The organism is Pseudarthrobacter sp. HLT1-7, from assembly GCF_059383435.1.
Genome location: NZ_JBWZCH010000005.1, coordinates 176,111 through 199,666 on the forward strand (window position 1 = coordinate 176,111; position 23,556 = coordinate 199,666).

Annotated in this window: 13 protein-coding genes; all 13 read left to right on the forward strand. The window is 66.7% G+C overall.

The window, feature by feature from the left end; translation table 11 throughout:
• The first annotated feature begins 16 nt into the window (after positions 1-16).
• The 13 genes from pth to AC50X6_RS07020 all read left to right on the forward strand — a co-directional run bounded on the left by pth (position 17) and on the right by AC50X6_RS07020 (position 23,503).
• Positions 17-604, forward strand: coding sequence for an aminoacyl-tRNA hydrolase (gene pth / locus AC50X6_RS06960; protein WP_494965500.1), 588 nt, complete (start codon positions 17-19; stop codon positions 602-604).
• Positions 605-830: 226 nt separating this feature from the next.
• Positions 831-3,575: a helix-turn-helix transcriptional regulator gene (locus AC50X6_RS06965; protein WP_494965501.1), complete on the forward strand. Its 2,745-nt coding sequence runs from the start codon at positions 831-833 to the stop codon at positions 3,573-3,575.
• Entirely contained in the window at positions 3,553-6,273 is a 2,721-nt protein-coding gene (locus AC50X6_RS06970) for a helix-turn-helix transcriptional regulator (RefSeq protein WP_494965502.1), read from the forward strand. The genes AC50X6_RS06965 and AC50X6_RS06970 overlap by 23 nt, the downstream gene beginning before the upstream one ends.
• 306 nt (positions 6,274-6,579) lie before the next feature.
• Positions 6,580-9,258, forward strand: coding sequence for a helix-turn-helix transcriptional regulator (locus AC50X6_RS06975; protein ID WP_494965503.1), 2,679 nt, complete (start codon positions 6,580-6,582; stop codon positions 9,256-9,258).
• Positions 9,259-9,314: 56 nt separating this feature from the next.
• Positions 9,315-12,056 (forward strand): LuxR C-terminal-related transcriptional regulator, encoded by a 2,742-nt coding sequence (locus AC50X6_RS06980; RefSeq protein WP_494965504.1) that lies wholly within the window; start codon positions 9,315-9,317, stop codon positions 12,054-12,056.
• A 599-nt stretch (positions 12,057-12,655) separates the two neighbouring features.
• Entirely contained in the window at positions 12,656-14,230 is a 1,575-nt protein-coding gene (locus AC50X6_RS06985) for a sugar transferase (protein ID WP_494965505.1), read from the forward strand.
• Positions 14,231-14,272: 42 nt separating this feature from the next.
• Positions 14,273-14,734, forward strand: coding sequence for an FAD synthase family protein (locus AC50X6_RS06990; protein ID WP_494965506.1), 462 nt, complete (start codon positions 14,273-14,275; stop codon positions 14,732-14,734).
• On the forward strand, positions 14,731-15,924 hold the full coding sequence (locus AC50X6_RS06995) for a DUF1972 domain-containing protein (protein WP_494965507.1): 1,194 nt from the start codon (positions 14,731-14,733) through the stop codon (positions 15,922-15,924). The genes AC50X6_RS06990 and AC50X6_RS06995 overlap by 4 nt, the downstream gene beginning before the upstream one ends.
• Positions 15,921-16,784 carry a CDP-alcohol phosphatidyltransferase family protein gene (locus AC50X6_RS07000; protein ID WP_494965508.1) on the forward strand — a complete coding sequence of 288 codons (864 nt, stop codon included), beginning with the start codon at positions 15,921-15,923 and terminating at the stop codon, positions 16,782-16,784. Before AC50X6_RS06995 ends, AC50X6_RS07000 begins: the two co-directional genes overlap by 4 nt.
• Complete coding sequence (locus AC50X6_RS07005) at positions 16,781-17,563, forward strand: hypothetical protein (protein WP_494965509.1); 783 nt, start codon at positions 16,781-16,783, stop codon at positions 17,561-17,563. The genes AC50X6_RS07000 and AC50X6_RS07005 overlap by 4 nt, the downstream gene beginning before the upstream one ends.
• Positions 17,564-17,672: 109 nt before the next feature.
• Positions 17,673-18,587 (forward strand): glycosyltransferase family A protein, encoded by a 915-nt coding sequence (locus tag AC50X6_RS07010; protein WP_494965510.1) that lies wholly within the window; start codon positions 17,673-17,675, stop codon positions 18,585-18,587.
• A gap of 155 nt (positions 18,588-18,742) precedes the next feature.
• Positions 18,743-21,529, forward strand: a complete 2,787-nt coding sequence (locus tag AC50X6_RS07015; protein ID WP_494965511.1) for a PKD domain-containing protein — start codon at positions 18,743-18,745, stop codon at positions 21,527-21,529.
• Between the two features lie 231 nt (positions 21,530-21,760).
• The gene (locus AC50X6_RS07020; protein WP_494965512.1) at positions 21,761-23,503 is read left to right on the forward strand and encodes a YncE family protein; all 1,743 of its coding nucleotides are present in this window, start codon (positions 21,761-21,763) and stop codon (positions 23,501-23,503) included.
• Positions 23,504-23,556: the final 53 nt, after the last annotated feature.

Consider the following 23,556-nt stretch of genomic DNA (forward strand, 5'->3'; position numbering starts at 1 on the left):
ACAAAAGGACTGACCCATGACTGAGAACTGGCTGATCGTAGGCCTTGGCAACCCCGGAGCCGAGTACGCCCACAACCGGCACAACGTGGGCCAGATGGTCCTTGACGAACTCGCGTCGCGGGTCGGCGGCGGCTTTAAATCGCACAGGTCCCGGGCGCAGGTCCTTGAGGGACGGATGGGCGTTGGAGGCCCACGGATGGTGCTGGCCAAACCGCTGTCCTATATGAATGTTTCCGGCGGCCAGGTCTCGGCCCTGGCGAAGTTCTACGACGTCGATCCCGGCCACGTCATCGCCGTCCATGACGAGATCGACATTCCATTTAACACGGTGAAGCTGAAGATCGGCGGGGGCGAAGGCGGGCACAACGGATTGCGGGATATCTCCAGGGCCCTGGCCACCAAGGACTACCTCCGTGTCAGGGTCGGTGTGGGACGGCCACCGGGCCGAATGGATACCGCGGACTACGTGCTGAGGAATTTTTCCGCCCCGGAGAAAAAAGAACTGCCCTTCCTGATCGACTCGGCTGCGGATGCGGTGGAAGCCCTGGTCCGCGAAGGCCTTCTCGCGGCCCAAACGACGTTCCATCCTGTCAAGGCACCGTAGGTCCCGGGTCCACGGCAACGGCCCGCCGCCGGTGCCGTCCCGGCCGGTGGCCGGAGCCGTAGTGTCATACTCCCCGTCATGAGCCGGCGTTCAGGCCCGGATTCCTTTTCAAGCATCCCGATTTCCCGTTATGATCTGTCTATTCTCATGTCGGGGGATAGGGATACGCTACTTCTAGCGGACGGTCTCGGTTTTGCTGTCCGCATAGCGGTACGAAGGAAACAAGATGTCGAGGGATTCGCTGGGCTGGGGGAATGTTTCCACTACATTGGCACCCGCCGAAGAAGAACACACTACCGGCCGCATAGACGGGCACAGGTGGTCCGGTCTTGCGCGCAATGCCGACGCAGACCGGGTCTGCAGCGCCCTACTTGCGCCCGGCCGGGTGGGCGTCGTCATCACCGGTGACCGCGGCGTCGGCAAATCCCTTGTCGGACGCACAGCCCTCGCCGGCTTCGGGCCGGACGTCTACACCCTCCAGCTCCGCACCTCGGGGCCCGGCGCAGCAACACCCTACGGTTGCCTGGCGTTTACCCTCGCCCGCCTTCCGCAGAGCTCGCTCGGATCGCCGACAGCCATCCTGCAGGGAATCACGTCACTGATCCGCGAGGACGCCGCCGGACGCCAGTGCGTCATTCTGTTGGACAACGCCGGTGCCCTGGACGAACCGAGTACCGGTGTCCTGCTCAATCTGCTCCAAACCCGGACAGCCAGGCTCGTCGCGACGGTCCAGCGCACCACCGATCTGCCCCCCGACTTCTACTGGCTCATCACCTCCGGGCAGCTGGCCGAGGTCCGGCTCGCCAACCTGACGGAAGTCGAGACCCTGGGGGTGCTGCAGGCGGCGCTCGGACACCGGGTGTCCAGTGCGCTCGCCAGCCAGCTGCACCAGCTCGTCGGCGGCAGCCCCACTCTGCTGCAGGCCGTCGTCTCGGAGCAGATCGAACGCGGAAACCTGGTGCTTTCGGGATCGGTGTGGACCCTCGTAGACGAAGTGGTCCTGGACGGACGCACTGCACTGGAAGACATTGTCAGGGCCCGCTATTCCCGCGAAACGCCTGTGGCGAGGGAGGTCATCGAGGTCCTCTCCTGCGCCAGGACGCTTCCCTTGTCCCGGCTCGCCCGGATGTACAGCCCTGGCATCATCGCGGACATGGAGGACGCCGGCCAGATCGTCGTCGACCGGACCGACCGGCACCTCGTCTCGCTTGGCGACCGCTACCTGGGCGATATCGTCCGCAACTGGCTGAGCGTCGAGCGCCGGCTGGAGCTGCGGGATAAAGTGCCGGGGCACCAGGAATCCGAGCTGGGCGAGCTGACCGTAGAGGATCTGCTGGCCTATGCGGCGTGGACACACGATTGTCACGCGCCGCTCGCACCGGCCCATGCGCTGGCGGCAGCCGGCGCCGCCGTCAGGCTCTTCGATCCCAAGTTTGCGCTCAAGTGCGCCAGCAGCCTGAACCCGGGGGACTCCGAGTGGGCCGAGGGCCAGCTGGAGAAGTCCGCCGCCTACCTGCAGCTCGGGCTGCCGCCGCAGGCGATGGCTGCCCTCGACGACATCACGGAGCGTCAGCTGGGAGCCCTCCCCGCGGAGGTGTTCGCAGACCTCATTGCGGCGAAGGCGGACTCCATGGCATGGCTGGAGGACCGGACCGGCAAGGTGCCGGAACTGATCCGGCACGCCCGGATGCGGCTCCACGAACTCAGCGTGAACGAGCATCCCGCGACCGCGGAGGAGCTGTCGCGGGCAGGGCTGCACCTGGACCTCTGCGAATTCAACTACCTGTCTTTCATCGGTGACTATGAGCCCATGATGGAGCGGCTCAGCGCGGCGGCTTCGGCGGACGGGGAAGGCGCCTGTCCCGTGCACCGGCTCAGATCGTCCATCATCCTGATGGAAGCCCTATGCATGACCGGCAAGGAGCTTGAGGCCCGCAAGCTGATGCGCGTAATCGCCGGACAGCTGAGCGAGTGGTCCACCATTCCCCGAATCCGCGAGAACTTTGCGTGGAGGTCGTTCAACGTGCTGTTGTTCTCCGGGCAATGGCGCCAGAGCATTGACATGCTCAAGGGCGCCAGCGGCCGCGCCGGCCACGGGCTGCATTCCGGCAGCGCGGCAACGGACCTGGCCGTGGGCGTCGCTTACGTCTATGCGGGCCGCGGCTACCTGGCGCTGGCCCCGCTTCTCGCGGCCATTGCCCAGCTCGAAGTTCGGGCGAGTCTGCACTCGCTGCAGCAGGCCTACGCGGCCGCGGCGTTTGCGTACGCCCAGACGGGCAATTCCGTGCAGGCCGCGGTCTACCTGAAACTGGCGCGGTCCGCTGACGGCCCGGCCCGTTTCGCGGTCCGGAGCTCGGCCGATTTCTGCATGGATATGGCCTCACGCTGGCTCGGTGACCCGGAGGCAAAGGACCGGCTGGTGCGCTCGGCCGAAAGGCATTTCCGGGCGGGCCGCTATACCCTGGCCGGCATCTTCATGCTCGGCGCGACCGTCAACGGCACGGCCAAGGATTTCATTTTCCTGGCGGACATCGCGGCTTTGCGGCAAGGGCCCCTCGCAGAACTGTCCGGAGTCATTGCCGCGGGCAGCCGGACGAAGGATGCTCCGCTCATGCTTCAGGCCGCCGAACTGGCAGCTGCCCTTGAACTGGACGCGGTTCAGGCGAGATGCGCTGCCCTGGCCTTCGACTTCGCCAAATCGGCGGGTTTGAGTGCCAGCGCCAGCGCCGCGCACACCATGCTTGAGGGCCTCGCAGAGTCTGTTCCGGCCCTGCCTGTCATGCCACGGAACAGTGGCCCGCTGCTGACGGAAAGGGAGCGGCAGATCGCGACTCTGGCCGGCAACGGGGTCTCCAACAGGGACATTGCCATGGAAGTTGGTATCTCCGTCAGAACAGTGGAGGGGCACTTGTACCAGGTGTTCACCAAGCTCGGAGTTTCCTCGCGAAGTGATCTTCTTGGACTCATCTAAGTCGCGCGCAGCAGATCCCCCGATTGAGGCGTCCGGCGCCATGACCGGGCGGACGGATGACCTGAGGTCGGCGGTGGCGGCCATCCAGGGGGGCACGCACGTCGCCGTCATGCTCCTCGGTGACAGCGGCATCGGAAAATCCACTCTGCTGGAAGCTGTTGTGGCTGAGCTCCACTCCGAGGTGACGCCGGTCCGCATCCACGGCAGCCCCGCCTTGACAAACGTGCCGTACGGCGTGCTGGGGCCTTTCATCGTCGGCCTCCCGGTCAAGGAGGCCACATCACAGCTGGCGGTCCTGAGGACGTTCTGGTCCCGCCTGGAGGATGAGCGGCGCACCGCCGGGAAGCCCCTGCTGTTGATTGTCGACGACGCCCATGACCTCGACGAAGCGACCGCCGGGATCCTCGTGGAACTCGCCGCTGCCGGCTGGGCGAAGCTGCTCGTAGCGGCCGCTGCGAGGCCCGGACTGCCTGAGCCGCTGCTGCAGCTGTGGTTTGAGGGCATCGCCGTGCGTCTCGACCTGCGCCCCCTGACCCAACAGCAGACCGACGAAATGCTCAGTCACCGGCTGGGCCCCCAGGTCCTGCCGAACGTCGCCGAGATTCTCTGGGAAGCTTCGGCCGGCAACCCTTTGCTGCTCAACGGGCTGATCGACGACGCCAGGAGCGACGGGACGCTGCTCCAGCGCAACGGAGTATGGCTGCTCACGCGGCCGCTGAACAGCCACGGGGACCAGCTGACCGACGTCGTGCGCCGGCAGCTGCTCCGGCGCTTGCCGGCAGAGCGGCAGGCGCTAAACCTCGTTGCCCTGGCAGAGCCGGTGTCTAGGGAACTGATCGAGTCCCTGGTGGGGGAGGCGGCAGTCGCGGCCCTGGTCGAACGCGAGCTGATCAAGGTGACGTCTTCGCCGCACTCCGAACTGCGGCTGTGGCACGCGGTCTACGGTGACACGCTGCGAAACCTGATTTCCCCCGCGCGAAGCCTCCAACTGAGGCAAAGCCTGCTGCAGCTCATGGACACGGAACCGACCTCGGCCGAAGGCCTCCTGCGCCAGGTGAGCTGGGCCCTGGAATGCGGCACTGACGTTGATGACCGGCAACTACTCAGGGCAGCGGTCCTCGCCAGCCGGCTCTACGAGGACGAATTGGCCCGCAAGATCGCCGCCCAGGTCCAGGACCCCGAGCTGCAGATGGCAGCACGGTCCGTGATAGCACGAACCTACTTCAACACCGCGGACTATGCGGCCGCGCGCGACATCCTGGAGGCCGACTTCGGCGAGGGCCAGAGTGTCGCCGTCCTCCTCACCGGAACCCTGATGTGGGCAGCCGTACTATCATCCCTGGGCCATAGGCCGGCGGACATCATGAATCGCGCACGGGAGCTGCTGCGCGCCGGCGAGCGGCTGGCCGCGGCCAACCCGGAGGATGCGGACAGCATCCTCGCAGCAACACGGGAGCGCTACGCGACCATGGACAGCATGGTGCTCGCCCTGGCCGGAGACTTTGAGGGAGCCCCCACGGCGCTCCCGCACGCGGAGGATGATCCGCCGTCGCCGGTTAACCACTTCGATGCCGCGTTCCGGCTAGCCCTTAAAGCGGAACGGCTCCTCGTTCTGGGTAAGGCGCGCCAGGCATTCGCGGTCGCGTCCGAGGCGCTGAGCATTGCCGGTTCCGGGCACGACGAACTCTATTTCCTGGCGGAATTCCTCGTGGTCCGCGCCGCCGCGGCCGTCATCCATAGCGGCGACTGGGAGGCTGCCGAAACGCTCCTGGCGGGAGTAGCCGCCAGCACGGGGCCCAGTCGCATCACATTCGGTGGAGGGGGCCATGCAGCGCACGGCATCATCCAGCTGTACCAAGGGAAGACCGCCCAGTCATTGCACACCCTCGGCGCCGCGCTGGAATCCCTCCGGCTCGCGGATCCCCAGCAGCTCTTTGCCCTGACAGCCTCCATGGCCTTCGCCGCCGCCGCCGAAGCGGGCGACAAGGACAAGGCCGCAGCGTTCCTGGCCGACTGCGAAGCCGCGGCTCCGGCCGTTTCACGCTATCTGCGCACCCTGTCCGAGATGGCAGTGGTCTACGGTAAAGCCCGCCTCGGCAACCACCCCGGGGCGATAGCCGAGCTTCGGGCGCTCGGCCGTCCGACCGGCGGCGGGGACGCACCCGGACTTGAATTCGACTCGCTGGCATTCTGCCTTGCCCTGGGTGACCCGGACGCCGCGTCCCGGCTGCTCGAGCTGGAGCCTGAGCTGGAGGGCCGGAGGGCCGCCGCGATTTGCGGCTACGCCGGCGCGGTCGCAACGGACCTCGCCCTGGACCATCTGGAGGCGGCCAAGAGCTGTGAGGACGCTGAACTCTGGAGTTTCGCGGCGCTTGCCTACGATGCCGCGGCGACTGTCTACCGGTCTGGCGGTGACGCCCTGCGCGAACGCATGGCAATGTCCCTGCGGAAGCGGTGCCTTGGCCGGGCCGACAGCATCCCTGGCACGGACCCGGAAGCGGAGACCGACTCGCTGGGGCTTCTGACCCGCAGGGAGCGGGACATTGTGGCGCTCGCCGTCCGAGGCCTCAGCGACCGGCAGATTGCCGCCGAGCTCCACGTGTCCATCCGGACCGTTGAAGGCCACCTGTACCGGAGCTATGCCAAGCTCAACGTCAAGGGCCGGGACCAGCTCGCCGGCCTGGCGGAAAGCCAGTAGCAGCCACCCAGGCAGGCCTCCATCCGAGTATCCGGCGTCGCACGGCTGACCGCTCTACGCCAAGGGACACCCGGAATGCCTCACCGACTACTTGGTTCCGCAGCTTGGGCGGTCCGGGCCACCTGAGTACAGCCACGTAGACCACGGCCAACTACCCGCTGAGTATTCGAGTACTACTTACGCATCCCGAAATTGGGCCCAGTCCATAGATTGGAAATATCACTGGTCAACCATTGATTGCGAAGGTCTCTCATGTTTCAGCACGACGTCGGCCTGCCTGCGGGCAGCGGAAAAACAGAAGCGATTTTGCCAGCACAGCGTTTCACCCAGGGGCGCTATGACAAACCATTTACCCGGAACCAGATTGTTGCCGACGTCGTCGAGACGCTGACAGCCGGCTCCGGCTGCGGCGTAGTGCTTGTAGGGGAACACGGGGCCGGAAAGTCCTTTGTCGCCCAGCGCGCCCTCGAGCAGCTCGGCGAGAACTACGTTGTAGTCCAGGTCCGGGGCAGCTCCATTTCCTCGAAACTTCCCTACGGTGCCCTGAGCGTTCTGCTCAACGACCTCGACGCTTCCCACTTAGAACACCCACTGATGGTGCTGCGGGGACTCACCCAGTTGCTCCACAACAAAGCCCAGGGCCGAAGGGTGGTGCTCTTCGTGGACAACGCCCACGATCTGGATGAACTGTCCAGCATGATGGTGGCGCAGCTCAGTGCGGGGGCGCACGTGACCCTGCTCGCCGCCTGCGTGGACCTGCCCCATGTGGGCGGGGACATCATGGGCCTCTGGAAAGATGACCTGCTGCGGCGGGTCGACCTCGGGCCCTTCGATTTCACGGAGACTTCGGCAACCCTCAGCCACGAGTACGGCGGACGCTTCTCCCTCACCGCCGCGCGCGTCCTGTGGAGCGCCAGCGGCGGAAACGCACTCTTCCTCCACTCCCTGGCCCGGGAACAAATCAAGCTCGGCACGGTGGTCCGCCAGGACGGTACCTGGGTTCTGGGTAATAGTCCGATTGCGCTGACCGGTGAGATCAGGGACGTGGTGAAAGCACGCCTGAACCGGCTCAGCTCAGGCCAGCGCGATGTCTTTGAATTGTTGGCACTGGCCGGCGCAGTGCCGCTCCAGACGCTCATGAGCATCGCGAATCCGCAGGACATGGACACCCTGCAGGAGCGCGCAATGATCCACGTCAGCCACGACCATCCGCCGATGGTCAGCGTCGCCAATCCGGTGACGGCGGGTATTGTCGCCAGTGTTGTGCCCCCGGGCCGCAGCGCGGAACTCCGGCGTCGGCTCATGGCGGTGCTCCAGGACTCGGACCACACGGACTTCGGCGGTTCGAACGGCGTCGCCTGGGCTCTCGACTGCGGCGAGCAGATCAGTCCGGACGTGGCGCTGGCCGCAGCGCACACGGCGAACGATGCCTCCGACCCGGTCGCGGCGCTTCGCTTCCTCGACGAGATCCAGTGCCGGCAAGCGTTCCCCGGGGCGGCCGTCGAATCGGTCCACGCCCATATTTCGATCAACAACGATGAGTCTGCACGGCGGGTGCTCGCCGTGTTGGATCATGCGGCCGGGAGCGAACTTTCACTCACCGAATGGATCTCCCTGCAGCTTCTCCGGACCGAACTGGACAAGCGCAGCGCCACGACGGCGTCTAACGCCGGGGACCGGCTGCGGGAGATCGCACACAGGCTCTCCGAGGAGCCCGATGAGAGCTCGTCCGGCGCCGCCAGAGAGCGCCTCCGCCTTGCCGAAACCGACCTAGCCGTTTTCGAAGGGCGGTACGGGGACGTCCTGGCAATGACCGACGACACGGACCCGGGCGAACTGGGCTCCGAATCGCGGATACTTTCCGCCAGCCTGCGCTGCGAGGCATTGGCGGTCACCGGCAACGTCCTGGGAGCCTTGGCGCTCGGCAGGCAGGTTATGGCCGCTGCCGCTGCCGTCCGTCTCACGGACCGGGGAATGCGCGAAATCAGGGGGCGGTTCTTGCTCCAGATGCTGCTCTCGGCGAAGTTCAAAGAGGCATCCATGTTCATTGCGGGTTCCTACGAAACGGCCGACCCGCCGGCGCGCCTCGGCGGGATGTTCGAGATCGGGCAGGGAGTCATCGATCTCCATGCGGGCCGCCTTGACGATGCCCTGTCCCGCCTCCGGGCCGGCACGGGGCAGCTGCGTGCGCAGGATCCCGACGCGGTGGCAGGGTTGGCCGTTGCGGCTTCCGCCTGCGCCGCGGCCCTGCACGGTGACGAGGAGACTGCCAGTCTTCTGCTCACGGAGCTGACGCAGCAGCGGACCAGGTCCGGCTGGCTTGTTGGCCGCATGACGCGCTATTTCGAGCTGGCCGCCCTGGCCGAACTGGGCCAGCGGGCAGCGGCGATCCGGTCGCTGGTCGCGGAAGCCGAAGACGATGCCACAGCTTCGGCGCTGGCTCCGGCGCTGCTGTTCTTGTCTGCGGCGGCTCGGCTCGGGGACCGTCCGCTGGGCCTGAAACTTGGCACCCTGTCCGCGCGGGTCACCGGGCATTTCGCCGGCCTTTGCTCACGGCTGGCCGAGGGTATGAAGGAAACCGACAGCGACCGGCTGCTGGCGGCGTCAAAGGATTCCGACGCCGCAGGCAACGCCGTCTTCGCGAGGGACGCCGCCCGAAAAGCCGTCAGCTGCGCCAACGACGCCGGAAACCGCATCGCGCTGAGGATCGCGCAGCGGGCACAGCAGTCCCTTGACGACCGATTCGGCAGCCCCAATAACGGTCTGCACTCCCTCACGACTTCGACCCTGACGGCCAGGGAATGCGAAGTCGCCGTCCGGGCCGCCGCCGGCACCTCAAACCGCAAGATCGCGGAACAGATGCATGTTTCGGTCCGCACGGTTGAGGGCCACCTCTATCAGGTGTACTCGAAGCTGCATGTGGCCAGCAGATCGGAACTCAAAGATGTTATCTCCACGCCGAGTGAAACTGCGCGCCTGGGCTGACGCCAGGAAATTGCCGGCGAGTCCCCGGCGGCCGCTCGCCGGGGGAGGAACCGGAGATGGAAAGCCGTGCTGAGACCGCCCCATTGGTAGGGCGGTCCGGTATGGTCAGGGACATCGTGCGGTGTCTGCGCGACGACGCGTGGTCCGGTGCGCTGATCGTCGGAAGTGCGGGGGCAGGCAAGACCGCAGTGTCGAAGGCTGTCATCCGCGAACTGCGGCCCCGGGGAAGGGTGATCCGGCTGACGGCCACGCGAGCTCTCGCCGCGGTGCCGTTTGGAGCTTTAGTACCCTATCTGGCCGAACTCCCGGATCATGAACTGGACTCCTACGCCGCCGTGCTGTCGGCCATGACGGGCAGTCTCCGATCCGAAGCCGGCCGGCCCCTTTTTGTCATCGACGACGCCCAGAGCCTTGATCGCGGGACGGTCCAGCTGCTCGCCCGGGCTGTTGCCACCGGGGCGGCCAGTATCCTCGCCGCCACAAGGCCGGGTCCGATGATCCCGGAGGAATTTCTGGCTCTTTGGGACGACGGGATCATCTCAAAATTCGATTTGTCCCCGCTGAACCGCGCGGACGTTCATCAGCTCTGCGAACTGCTCCTGCGGGCAGACGTGTCTCCTTGGGCCAGCGCCGTGTTCTATTCGGTTACCGACGGCAACCCGCTGATGCTCGTGTCCCTGATCGAGCATGCCCGCGCCCGCGGCGCCCTGGGGCTGCGAGACGGTGTGTGGTATCTGCTGTCCAAACCGGAACTGGCCGGGGTGCCCGCTGCCGACGTCGTTGACCAGCAGTTGCGCTCGATGACCCCGGAGGAACGGACGGTCGCCACCATCGTTGCACTGGCCGGTCCTCTGCCACTGGGTCAGCTGCTAAAGTTCAGCAGCCCCAGGGCCGTGGACGCCCTCGAAACGGCCGGGCTCATCGGCGTTTCGCCGGGGCATGACCGGGTACTCCGGCCCGCGAGCGCCGTGTTGGGCGAGATCATCCGGCGCCGCGTACCGGCCGGGCAGAGCGCGGCCCTGCGCGCGAGTCTGCTGGCGCTTCCCTCGTCCGCCGTGGCCCGCCCGGACGCGTTCCTGAACCAGCTCCTCTGGTCCATGGACTGCGGGGCGGAGGTTCCACCGGGGCAGCTGGTCCAGGCCGCCGCGGTGGCCAACACAGACCTGGACCCGGCGACGGCCATCAAAGTTGCCGGCGCGGTCGCGGCCTGGCCGTACCTCCCGGACGCGAGGGTCCAGTTGGCCTATTCCTCCTATATTCTTGGCCGGCCGGAGGAGGCCGCCAGCCGACTCCTGGCAGCGCGGCCCCTCCGCTACGGGCGGCAGTCTTACCTCGCCGCGCTCCTCGCCGCCCGGCTGCCCGCCCCGTCGCTGCCTGCCCCGTCGATGTCTGCCCCGTCGATGTCTGCCCCGACGACGGCCCAGGCGCCGCTGCTTCCAACACCGCAGAACGGGGCAGCCGTGGACCCCGGTGACCGGCCGTCGGCACGCCTGGACGAGCCGCTGTGGACGCAATCGCCCGCCGCGGCCATGGCGGCAGACATCATGAACGGCCGCCGCGGCCGCCGCTTCGCGGACCTCGAGTCCGGCCTGCAGGAACTCGTCAGGGCGGCCGGGAACAACCCGGAAATCCGCTTCCCTGCCGCGTCGCTGCTTGCCGAACTGTGGACCGCCCAGGGAAAGCTCCTGGCCGGCCTGCAACTGGACCGCGAAGCCTGGCACGGGATGGCCGGCCCCTGCCTCACCATCCCGTTGGTCCATGAAGACGTGCTCCTGCGCCACGGCCTAATCCTCATCCGCGCCGGTAAGTGGGAGGAGCTCGCAGAGTCCGTGGACCACTACGCCGCCGAGCACCCCGGCCGCCTCCTGTACAGCGGCGGCACACTCCACGCCCTGCAGGGTTTCTCCCGGCTGCGTCAGGGCCGGATCCCCGATTGCCTGGCGGAACTGAAGCTTGGCGTGGAGGAACTCAAAATCTCCGATCTTTCGGGCCTGCTGCCCTTCGTACACTCCGTCGCCGCCTACGCCGCCGCGTTGCTCGGCCGCCGGGATGAGGCCCGCACGCACGCACAGGCGTACCGCACGTCCGAATACGGTGAACCACTGACCTTCCGGCTGCTTGCCGAGGCGTACTGCCGGACGGTTGAGCTACTCACGGGCGACGGCGGACGCGTCCAGGGTGATACGGACGGAGAGCCCGGGGACGGTCAGCGGAGCCTGCAGGTACTGGCGGAGGAGGCACGCGACCAGGGGCTGAGGAGCGTGGAAACGGATATTCGGAGGCTCCTGCTTCGCAGCGGCGATACCGGGGGTGCACAGGAGCTGGCCTTGAGCAGCAGTGCAGTCGAAGGGCCCGAGGCCAGGCTGCTTGAGGCACTCTCCCTTGCTGTGTCCGCGGCAGACGCAGCAGGACTCATCGGCATCAGCGACGAAGCGCTGGCAGCCGGGCAGGTGCTCCTGGCCCTGGAAGCTGCGCAGCAGGCGGAGTCCTGCCTCGTCCGCCACCCGGACCGCTGGAAGCTGTCCGCGGTCCAGCGCAGGGTGCACCAGCGGATGGTGGAGGCGGGCATGGCGGCGAACATGGACGTCGTCCGCAGCGAATACGGTACGGAGCTGACCGCCAGGGAAGCCGAGATCCTGGAGCTCGTCGCCGGCGGCGCCGCGAATGCGGACATCGCCACCGCCCTCTGCGTTTCGCAGCGGACAGTGGAGGGACACCTCTACCGCATCTTTGCCAAGCTCGGGGTCAGCCACCGTGTGGAGCTCCTCGACGACGAACGGGACACACCCGGCCCCTGACCGGCGCCGCCGCAGCTATTGCCGCGGGCAGAAGCAATGGTAATCCGGGACAGCGGAGGGCATGGCCCGAGGCAGCCGTCCGGGCCGGAGCGCGGAGCGCTCAACGTGGGTATTGCCGGCCGGCCCCGAGTTCCCGCGCCTCGCGGCGAGTGTGTCTGCGTAGTACGCGGGTGGTCCGCCGGCCGTCCGGGAGTACCCCCAAGTAGTCCTACCCAAGAGGCCGCAAAGGAAGTCGGGTAAACGCTACTCGTGCACTGATCCGGCCCCGGATATTCACTTAAGTCAGTCCCAAGAACAACTCACAAAGGTCTCAAAATGAGTAACTTCAGGGCGGTGATCGGCCGCGGGCAACACCAGCGCAGGAGCAGGTTCGCAAACCTACTCGTCACTGCTGAGGAAGCCAGCTCCACCTGCGAAGGTGGTCGCGCCGGGACCTCCCTACTCCGAACTCCTTCATTGGATCCGCACGGTGCCTTCGCCGGCAGCCGGGCGCCAAGGTCGGAGCCGGCGGCGTCAGAGCCTTCTGAGACCGAGGCTCTCCCCCCAGCCGCCGCCGGCTCCCTAAATCGGTCTGCACCACTGAAAGACGTGGAACTGGTATGAGCGCGGTCGACGAGTACCGCGCCGGGTACCGCCCCAAAGTCAGCCGCTGGCTCCGCCGCTCCGCCCCCGCCCTGGCCGCCAGTGCCGGGCCGCTGGATAAGCCGTGGAGCATCGAGGCGGACGTCGCGGCAGCGCGGGTGGATTCCGGAACGTCGTGGGCCAGGCGCTACCGGCGATGGCTCCGGCTCACGGATATCGCGATCATGGTCCTGGCCGTGACGGCCGCCTACACCGTGCGGTTCGAGGCCGGTGAAGCGCTCTTCTCAAAGTCCGTGTCCGGCAGCCCGTACCTGGCGGTCAGCGTGGTCATCCTGCTGGCCTGGATCATTGCGCTCGAAGTTCACCGCACACGCGAAGAGACCGTGCTCGGGATCGGTTCACAGGAGTACAAGCGGGTGGTTGACGCAACGCTGGGCGCCTTCGGAGCGATAGCAATCCTCTTCCTGGTCCTGGATATCAACGTCGTCCGTGGCTACTTCGCGCTGGCACTGCCGGCCGGAGCCTTGCTGCTGCTGGTGAACCGGTGGCAATGGCGGGCCTGGTTGAACCGCCAGCGGAAATTCGGACACTACCTTTCCAAGGTGATCGTCGTCGGCGAGCCCGGAGACGTGGAGTACGTGGTCCGGCAGTTCGGCAAGGTGTCCGGAGCTGCCTACGAAGTGGTGGGGGCCGCCCTTCCCACCGGCTACACGCAAACCCACCTGCAGATTTCCGCGACCCGGGTTCCCGTGCTCTGCGACGTCGATTCGGTCGCCGGGAAAGTGGCCGAAACCGGAGCAAACGCAGTGGTGGTGGCGGGACGTCTGGACGGCGATACTCGATCCATCCGTCAGCTCGGGTGGGCGCTCGAGGGCACCCGCACCAGCCTCGTCCTGGCGTCAAGCCTGACCGACGTCGCCGGTCCCCGGATCCACTGGCGGCCGGTGGAAGGCCTGCCACTGATGCACGTTGAGCTGCCCCAGTTCAGCGGGGCCAAGCACACGCTCAAGCGGCTTGTCGACATTGTGGCCGCCGGCACCGCACTCCTGCTCCTGTCACCGCTGCTGTGTGTCCTGGCGTGGGTGATCATCCGGGACAGCAAGGGCCCGGTGTTTTTCCGCCAGGAGCGGGTCGGCCGGAACGGCGAGCGGTTCCAGATTGTGAAGCTCCGCTCCATGGTGACCACCGCCGAAGCGGATCTGGCGGATCTGGCGGAACTGAACGAAGGTGCGGGCTTGCTCTTCAAGATGAAGAACGATCCCCGGGTCACGAGAAGCGGACGCTGGCTCCGGAAGTACTCGCTGGACGAGCTGCCGCAGCTCTGGAACGTCCTCCGGGGCGACATGAGCCTGGTGGGGCCAAGGCCCCAACTTCCCGGCGAAGTGGAGGGGTACGCAGGCGACGTCAGCCGCCGGCTACTGACCAAGCCGGGCATCACCGGGCTGTGGCAGATCAACGGACGATCAAATCTTGGCTGGGAAGAAAGCGTCCGCTGGGACCTCTATTACGTGGAGAACTGGTCCTTGACCGGAGACATCATGATTCTGTGGCGAACCCTCAGAGTCATCCTGCATCCGGTAGGGGCCTACTAAACGCCGGTCTGGGCCGGCGTCAAAAAGGGAAGGTGGCAGGACATGGGTCTCAAAATTGGATATGCACCCGGGGCGTTCGATCTTTTTCACATCGGACACCTCAATATCCTCAAGCACGCCAGAAGCCAATGCGACTACCTGATTGCAGGGGTCGTTTCTGACGAAATGCTGGAGCGGGTCAAGGGCAGGCTGCCCCTGGTCCCGCTGGCCGAGCGGATGGAGATTGTCGGCAGCATCGGCTACGTGGATGAAGTGTTCGCGGAAGTCATTCCGGACAAACTGCAGGTCTGGGAGGAACTGCGGTTCAATGCGTTCTTCAAAGGCGACGACTGGAAAGGAACCCCGCAGGGTGACCGCCTGGAGGCCGCCTTCAACGCGGTGGGCGTGGAGGTCATCTTCTTCCCCTACACGGTTCACACCTCCAGCACCGCCCTGCGCACCGCACTGGAACTGATCAACCAGGCCCCGGAGCCGGCACGCCGCCGCCAGGGGGTGCGGCGATGAGCGGGCTGCACATCGCTATGGTGGGGACGCGGGGCGTCCCGGCCCGCTACGGGGGATTTGAAACTGCCATCGAGGAAATCGGGCAGCGGCTGGTCAAGCGCGGCAACCGCGTGACGGTGTACTGCCGCAACGTGGACGGCGGAGGCGTGGACGGGGGAGCCCCGGACAAACCGGCCCAACACCTCGGGATGGACCTCGTCCACCTGGGGGCGCTGCACAAACGCTCGCTGGAAACACTGAGCCATACCGGCCTTTCCGTGGCCCACATGCTGCGGCACCGGCCGGACGCGGCGATAGTCTTCAACGCAGCGAACGCGCCCTACCTGCCCGTGGTCCGCGCAGCCGGCATCCCGGTGGCCACCCATGTTGACGGGCTTGAATGGAAGCGCGCCAAATGGGGCAGGGCCGGCCGGAACTACTACCAGCTCGTGGAGCGGCTGGCGGTCAGGTGGTCCGACTCCCTGATCGCCGACGCCGTCGGAATCCAGGACTACTACCGGCAGAAGTTCGACGCCGACACGGTCTACCTCGCTTACGGGGCGCCGATGCTGGCCAAGGGAAAAACTGACAAACTCGCACAGCTCGGCCTTGAGGCGCAAGGCTTCCACCTCGTGGTTGCCCGCTTCGAGCCCGAAAACCACGTCCACCTCATCGTCGAAGGATACGCCCAAAGCACCGCCCGGCTCCCGCTCGTCGTCGTCGGCTCGGCCCCATACTCGGACCGTTACACCCGCCTCGTCCACGAGCTCGGTGATGACCGGGTGCACTTTATCGGCGGCGTCTGGGACCAGGAAATGCTCGACCAGTTGTACTCGAACGCCAAAGTGTACTGGCACGGTCACTCGGTCGGAGGAACCAATCCCTCCCTCCTGCGGGCCATCGGTGCCGGCACCGCCACCAACGCCTACGACGTCGACTTCAACCGGGAAGTGCTGGAAGGATCCGGTCGCTATTTCAGCGGTCCCCAGGATGTGGCGCGGCTCGCCGCGGAAGCGGAAGACCCCGAATCGGATGTTGCGCTCAGGGGCCGGCAGGCCCAGCAAATCGCGGCCCGCTTCAACTGGGATTTCGTCGCGGACGGCTACGAGCAGCTCTGCCACGACCTTGCCGGATCACGGGTCCGTGCCCCCCGCGAGGCCTCGCGGCGCTTCTCCGGAGCTCCGCGGCAGAGCATGGGGGCCGGACAATGACTGCCATCGACCAAGGGTCCGGCGCTGCCGCCGGGACCGTCTCCACCGGCTACTGGAGCACCGTCCGGGAACTGGCTGCGGCGCAGAAGACGGCCGCCCGGGGCGCCCCGGCGTACTCCCGCTACATCAACCGCCGGCTGGGCCGGCTCCTGGCAGCCGCGGCCTTGAGGGCAGGACTCGGACCCAACGCCATCACCGCGATCAGCGCACTGTTCACCTTCACCGGGATTGCGTTGCTCGTGCTCTACCCGCCCACGGCTGCCCTGGGCCTCGGCGTGGCCCTGTGCCTGGTTGTGGGTTACGCGCTGGACTCTGCAGACGGCCAGGTCGCCCGGATGCAAGGCAACGGATCGCCCGCCGGGGAATGGCTGGACCACATGGTCGACGCCGTCAAGACCTCGCTGATGCCGCTTGCGCTCGCCGTCGGGCTCTATCGTTTTGAATCAGTCGACACCTGGTGGCTGCTCGTTCCCCTCGGCGCCGCCGTTGTGTCGGCGGTGCTGTTCTTCAGCATGATTCTCACTGAACAGCTGAGGCGCCAGGCCGGCCGCGAATCCGTGGCGAACACCGCCAGGAGGTCCTGGATCCGCTCCGTGCTGGTCGTCCCGATGGACTATGGGATCCTCTGTCTCTCTTTCGTGTTCTACGGCGCGCTGCCGCTGTTCCTGACCGTCTACACCCTGATCTTCACGGCCACGGCAGCATTCCTGCTGCTGGCTTCCGTCAAATGGTTCCGTGAACTTTCCACCGTCCAGCCGGCACCGCACCCGGCGGGCAAGCACCGTCTGCAGGTACTGGCCGCCACACCGAACAGCACCGCGGTTGCCGGCAGCACGGCCGGATATGGAGTCCAGCAATGAAAAAGCCAAGCACTACTGAAACAGTAAATACCGCGACGGCGGGGCGCCGACGGCGGTTCATCGCCACCTCCATCGGAGTAGCGGCGCTTGTCGCGTTCGGCGGCGTCGCCTGGGCGTCCGGACAGGGCGGGGCCGCCCGGGCCTCCGACACGCAGGGCGCTACCGGCAAAGCCACGAGTATACCGTCCGAGCCGGCGGTCAGGGACGCTGTGCCGTCCGCGGCCCCGAGCCCGGCGGCGGCGGCCGCCGAAGCCGCTCCCGAGGCGGCCGTCCCGGCAGCACCGCCGGCCGCCGCGGCGAAACCCGCCGAGGGCGGCACCGATCCCGGTCCAGTGGACCGCAAAGGAAAGTCCGATCAGGAACTCGCGGAAATTCCGCAGCCCACCGCGGCGCCGGTCGAGATTAAGGCCAAGAAGGCCGTGAAGGGCGGGGTCTCCGCCACTATCACGGACATGACGGCGGTTCAGGGTGTAGCCACAGGAATCGGCGAGGTGGCCGGGCCGGCCGTCCGGTTCAAGGTGACGATCGTCAACGACACCGCAAAGGCGATCTCGCTGGACGCGGCCGTGGTCGACGTCAGCTTCGGAAAGGACCAGGAACCGGCGGGCAAGCTCAGTGGTCCGGACGCGGTGACGTTCCCGGCCGCGGTCCAGCCGGGCACCAGCGGTGTCGGCATCTTCGTTTTTTCGGTACCTGCGGAGGCCCGGGACAAAGTGAAGATCTATTTCAACCTGGAGGCTGAAACGCCGATTGCCACGTTCGAAGGCAAGCTGCCATAGCTGCCGGCGCCGCAGGGTTGTCCGGGGAAAGGCCCTTGTCCGGAGACAGACCACAGGAAGAAGTCCGCCAGCAAGCAGTCCGCAGGAACCGACAGGAAGGAGACAGGCCATGACTACGACACCGGGCAGCCTGCCGCCCCTCTTGCTGCTCCGGACGACGGCGCGCCGGGGCAAGAAGGTGGCGAAGCGGCTCCGTGCCGTCGCCGCCACCGCGTACCTTCGGCTCAGAAACGCGGTGTCCCGCGGAACCGCCACGGGCTCCGCCCCCGTCGTCGTCTCCCTGACGAGCTATGGCGACCGAGTCCACACGGTTTCAGTCGCCATCGAGTCCATTGCCCGCGGGAAGAGCCGACCGCAGCGACTGGTGCTGTGGCTGGACTCTCCGGAGCAGTTTGCGGCGCGTCCGGCGTCGCTTCGCCGGCTGGAGCGCCGCGGCCTGGAAGTGCTGCTCAGCCCCAACTACGGCCCGCACACCAAGTACTACCCCTATGTGAAATCGGTGCAGCACCACACCGTGCCCCTGGTCACGGCCGACGACGACATCATCTACCCGCCGAACTGGCTCGCCCTCCTCGTGGCCGCGAACCGGCGGCACCCCGAAGCCATCGGCGGCCACTGGGTCAGCATCATGGGCGTCTCGGGGGAGCGGGTCGCGGCCTACGGAACGTGGGCCCGGGCACACGACACGGCCGCGCGGCCCAGCAATTTTTCCCCCGGTGTTTCCGGGGTGATCTACCCGCCGGCGATGCTCCACGAGCTCAGGCTGCGCGGGGAGCGTTTCCTGTCCGTATGCCCGAGTGCCGACGATATCTGGCTGCACTGGGTGGCCCTCCGTGCGGGCATACCGGTCCGGCAGGTTGGACCGGTGCCACGGCACTTCCCGATTATTCCGGGAACCCAGAGCCGGACGCTGATGAGAACGAATGTAGGAGAAAACCGCAATGACCACTGCATCCAAGGCCTCTATTCGGCCGACGATGTGGCGGCGCTCAGCCTGAGTGCCGCCAGACACAGATTGAACTAGAAGGGAAAACAATGTTTCGGAACGCCACGCTGGGGAGCGCTCAGACGGGAAACGCAGCCCGCACTGCCTATCCCCACACCCTAGACGCCAGACACACTGCCCTGAACGACTTCTCCTTGAAGACCCCGTAGGCCCAGGGACCAGGGGGAGCAGCCATGAACATCGCAAAGTCGCCGAAGGCGCAGCCACCGCAGAACCAGCCACCGCATAACCAGCCACCGCATAACCAGCCACCGCAGGGAACCGCAGCACACCTGCTTCCGGCCGCGCGGTCCGCGGAGAGCGGGCTGCGCTCAATGGTGGAAATCACGACGTACCAGCGAAGGGACAATGCCATGGCCTGGCTCCCAAGTGCCGCCCGCGAGGTGCCAACACCCACCGGCCCAGGCCCGCGGCGCCCCCGCCTGCTGAGGCTGGCGCACCGCGCCGCCGCCATGGTCCTGGCGCTAGTGCTCCTCGCGGCCTTCGCCGTCGCGTGGGCCCCCGGCAGCGCCGCCGATTCGGCCCCCGTCGACCCCAACGATCCGAAGACACCGGTCACGGTCACGGCCGACAGCCTCCCCACGGCGCAGCACGACGGCGTCGGCTGGCAGACGGCCATCATCGGCAACACCGTGTACGTCGTCGGCAAGTTCAACAATGCCCGGCCCTACAACGCCGCTCCGGGGACGCAACAGGTGGCCCGGAGTAATATTCTTGCTTTCAACCTGACCACCGGGCAGCTCATTCCGGGCTTCGCGCCCGTACTCAACGCCCAGGCGCTCGCCGTCGCCGCCGCGCCGGACGGGTCCAGGCTCTACATCGGCGGAGATTTCACCACCGTCAACGGAGTCCAGCGCTTAAGGGTTGCCGCTCTCGACCCGTTGACAGGCAGCCTGATCAGCACCTTCGCGCCGCAGATGAGTGCCACTGTCCGGGCCATTGCCGCCAAAGGTACTACGGTCTGGATGGGCGGATCCTTCAGCGCAGTCGGATCAGCTGCCCGGGCCAAACTCGCCGCCGTCGGCGCCTCGAATGGTGCCCTGCTTCCGTGGGCTCCGATCGCCGTCGGCGGTCAGGTCAACGCTTTCACCGTCTCTCCTGACGGGGCCAAAATCGTGGTGGGCGGTTCGTTCTCGACGCTGAACGGCTCCAACCGGCCCGGCTTCGGGCTCGGGATGGTCGACGCCACCAGCGGGGCCAATATCGCGACCCAAGCCAACGATGTGGTGCGCAACTCCGGCTCCACATCGGCCATCCTCTCGCTGCATTCCGACGGCACCAGCTTCTATGGCACAGGATTCATCAAGAATACCGGAGGAAATCTGGAAGGGGCGTTCTCCGCCAACTGGTCCGATGCCCGGATCAAGTGGGTGGAGGACTGCCACGGCGACTCCTATGGTGTATTTGCCTCCAACACTGCCGTCTACGTCGCCAGCCACGCCCACTACTGCCAGAACCTCGGCGGTTTTCCGGAGACTACACCCAGGACCTGGCACCGGGCGACCGCCTTCAGCAAGGCGGCCACTGGAACGCTCACCAAAGACACGCAGGGCTATCCGTCCTTCACCGGCCAGCCCGCCCCTACCCTGCTGAACTGGTTCCCGGATATGGACACCGGGACTGCCACCGGCCAGGCCCAGGGTCCGTGGGCGGTTACTGGCAACAGCAACTATGTTGTGATGGTCGGTGAGTTCCTCAACGTCAACCTGCGGCCGCAGCAGGGACTGTCGCGGTTTGCAGTTAAGGAAATCGCCCCCAACCGGCAGCAGCCCCGCGTCAACCCGACGAACTTCGTGCCGACACTGACGAGCCCGGCCGCCGGTGAGGTCAAGGTGGACTGGCAGTCCAACTGGGACCGGGACAATTCCAGCCTCACCTACACGGTGCTGCGGGACGGCAACCCCACCCCGGTCCACACTGTGTCAGGACTGTCAACCTTCTGGCAGCGGCCCGCCCTGACGTTCACCGACACCGGACTGGCCGCTGGCCAGCACAGCTACCGGATCGTGGTGAAAGATCCATTCGGTAACACCGTCACCGGGGACAGCCGGAGTACCACCGTCGCCGTCGCCGGAAACCAGGCACCGGCGGCGTCGTTCACGGCCACCGTCAACCAACTGGCGGTGGCCGTGGACGGCGCGGCCTCGGCGGATCCGGACGGCACCATTAGCGGCTACGCGTGGAACTTCGGCGACGGCGGCACCGCCACCGGGGCGACGGCGTCGCACAGCTACGCGGCGGCCGGCACCTACACGGTAACCCTGACGGTGACTGACAGCGCCGGGGCCACCGGCACCACCACCCGCAGCGTCACGGTCGCCCCGGCCGGGGGAGCCCTGGCACGGGACGCCTTTGCCCGCACCCTTGCATCCGGATGGGGCACGGCGGACACCGGCGGGGCCTGGTCCGTGAATGGCTCAGCCAGCTCGTACTCGGTCGGCGGCGGAGTGGGACTGATGAACCTGATCGCCGGCAGGGGACCGTCCACGTTCCTGCCGGGGGTATCGACGACCGCCAGCAACTCGCTTGTGACGGCCTCGTTCGACAAGATCGGAAACGGCGGCGGCTCGAATCTGGGCGTGATCGGGCGCCGCGTGGGAACGGAGGAGTACCGCGGCAAGGTGAAGGTGTCGTCCACCGGCGTCACCACGCTGCAGCTGACGAGGCTCGCCGGCGGCGCCGAAACGACGCTGGCCCAGGTCACCGCCGGGATCACTCTCACCGCCGGGCAACAACTTCAGCTGCGGGTGGAGGTCACGGGAACGGGGCCCAGCACGCTGCGGGCCAAGACCTGGCGGACGGGAACGGCGGAGCCGGGGGCCTGGGGCGTGACCATCACGGATTCCACCGCCAGCCTGCAGGCTGCCGGGTCCACCGGGCTGATGTCCTACCTCTCGGGCTCGGCCACGAACGCGCCCGTACTGGCACGATTCGACGACCTTGTGGTCGGACCGGCCTAGCGGGCGGCACGACGCAGGTCCGGCGGCTGCGGGGGCGGCCGCCGGACCCGGTCCAGAACGACCAGTTCCACAGGAGAGGCGTTGCTCAGGGCGCCCGGTCCATGCCGAAACCAGGCAAGGCCGCGGACCCCAGGGCCCGTGCCGCCAGTGCTATTCCACGAACAATTCCTGTTTGAGCCGTTCGAATCGAACTACTCCAACAGGACAGTTCAAACTAGCAAGAGGAATGCAATGAAATCTCCACGGAGGAATTGGGGCTTGCTGCGGCTTGGCCCGCAGGGAGTACTGCTGCGGATTGGCCATCCGCCGCGCCGGGCGCCGTCGGGCTTGGGTACGGGTGCCAGGATCTCGGCCGCGGGAGCCAGTGCTGCGCTCGTCGCAGCCGTGCTCCTGACAATTGCCCCGGGGGCCGGCGCGGATTCCGCGCCCGCGGATCCGGGAAATCCGTCCACTCCAGTGACCGTGACGGCAGATGCCCTGCCGACGGTGCAGATCGACGGTGTGGTCTGGCAGCAGGCGATCATCGGGGACACGGTGTACGCGGTGGGCAAATTCAACACCGCCCGCCCGGCCGGTGCCGCGGCCGGATCGCAGACGACATCGCGAAAGAACATCCTGGCGTTCAGCCTCAGCACGGGCAAGCTGATCACCACGTTCAACGCCTCCCTCAACGCCCAGGGGCTGGCCGTGGCGGCATCCCCTGACGGCAGCCGGCTCTACGTCGGCGGTGACTTCACTTCGGTGAACGGGACGCCCGCCAGCCGGGTCGTCGCGCTTAACCCGCAGACCGGCGCCGTCGTCCCCGGCTGGGCCCCGAAGCTCTCGGCCACCGTCAGAGCGATCGTGGCCACATCCGACACGGTTTACCTTGGCGGAATGTTCGGCGCCGTGGGATCCACCTCCCGCTCGAAGCTGGCGGCGGTTCGAGCTTCCAACGGCGGATTGCTGGCGTGGAGGCCCAACGCTGCAGGCGGGCGCGTGAACGCGCTTGTCATGGCGCCGGACCGCAGCAAGCTCGTGGCCGGGGGCGCCTTCACCACCCTGAACGGGCAGAACAGGCCGGGCTTCGGCCTGGGCGCGGTGGACGCCGTCAACGGGACGAGCCTGGCAACGCCGGTCAACGACGTGGTCCGGAATGCCGGCAGCAACGCGGCCATCACCTCGCTGTCAAGCGATGGAGCTAACTGGTACGGCACGGCCTACATCTTCAATAGCAGGGGCGGAACGGGAAACCTCGAGGGATCGTTCTCCGCGAACTGGTCGAACCTGGGCATCAAATGGATCGACGACTGCCATGGAGACTCGTACAGCGTTTTCGCCAACAACACGGCGGTGTACAAGGCCAGCCATGCGCACTATTGCCTGAACCTGAAAGGCTTCCCCGAGACGACGCCCAAGTCCTGGCACCGGGCACTGGCCTACAGCAAGGCGGCGACCGGGACCCTGACCAGGGACACGCAGGGGTTCCCGAGCTTCACCGGCAGGCCGGCGCCGTCGTTGCTGACCTGGTTCCCGGAGATGGACACGGGAACGGCCACGGGACAGAGCCAAGGCCCGTGGACGGTGACCGGCACCGACAGTTACGTGGTGATGGGTGGCGAGTTCAAGAAAGTCAACCTCAAAGGCCAGCAGGGATTGGTCCGCTTCGCGGTCCGCTCCATCGCGCCGAACAAGGAAGGTCCGGTGTCGTCGTCGTCCCCCATCAATCCGGCGCTAACCTCGCCGTCGGCGGGCAAGATCCGGGTCCGCTGGCAGTCGAACTGGGACCGGGACAACACCAACCTGACGTACAAGGTGTACCGCGACGGCGTGGCGGTCAACACCCAGTCCAAGTCCACAACGTTCTGGAACAGGCCCACCATGGAGTTCACCGACACGGTCAAACCCGGAAGCACGCACCAGTACCGCATCGTGAGCAGCGATTCATTTGGCAACACCAGGGCTTCCGCAACCCTGGGCCTGACGGCAAAGTAGGCACGGTAACTGAGGGCTGCTGCCTCGGTTGAGGAGATAGCAGCTCACGCGTA